Source organism: Bacillus badius NBRC 15713 (assembly GCF_001591605.1).
GTDB lineage: Bacteria > Bacillota > Bacilli > Bacillales > Domibacillaceae > Pseudobacillus > Pseudobacillus badius.
The window spans coordinates 1-581 of the sequence record NZ_BCVF01000113.1 but is presented as its reverse complement, the minus strand read 5'-3'; the positions used below and the strand labels follow the sequence as shown (position 1 = coordinate 581).

Annotated in this window: 1 protein-coding gene; it reads left to right on the top strand. The window is 37.9% G+C overall.

All coding sequences use genetic code 11. From position 1 onward, the window contains the following. Positions 1 to 32: 32 nt before the first annotated feature. A complete protein-coding gene (locus BBA02S_RS19985; protein WP_156141532.1) occupies positions 33 to 545 on the top strand; it encodes a hypothetical protein in 513 nt (170 codons plus the stop codon). The last annotated feature ends 36 nt before the right edge of the window (positions 546 to 581 follow it).

Here is a 581-nt window from a genome sequence, read left to right as displayed (position 1 = left end):
TTCGGATGTCTGGCCAGGATGTTATTTGATATGTGAAACAAAAAACAAAAAAGATAAGGATGATAAAAATGGGTTTAGATATCACTGCTTACAGAAAATTAAAAGTTGTTGAGGAGCCTAAATTCGATGAATACGGTGATTTAGTAGAGTGGGATACACAATGGAAACCAGGAGGAAGCATGGAGTGGTCAGAAGAACATTTCCCAGGACAAGGGGAAGGTGTTGATCCGCAAAAGGTTTATACATGGGAAGAAGCTTTCGGTTTTCGGGCAGGAAGCTATAGCGGTTACAATTGGTGGAGAGCAAAGCTTGAATTATTTGCAGAAGGTGAGGATTTTCGAGAACTAATAAATTTTGCCGATAATGAAGGCGTAATTGGTCCTGTTGTTTCTAAAAAGTTAGCGAAGGACTTTGAGAAAAACAAGGAAAAAGCACAGGAATTCTCAAAGACATTAGACGATGGTGAATGGTGGTTTGGACAATACAAAAGATGGCAAGAAGCTTTTGAAATGGCAGCAGATAATGGAGCTGTTGATTTTCATTAATCCGTATTGCATGAAAAATATAACAGTTTAATAGAT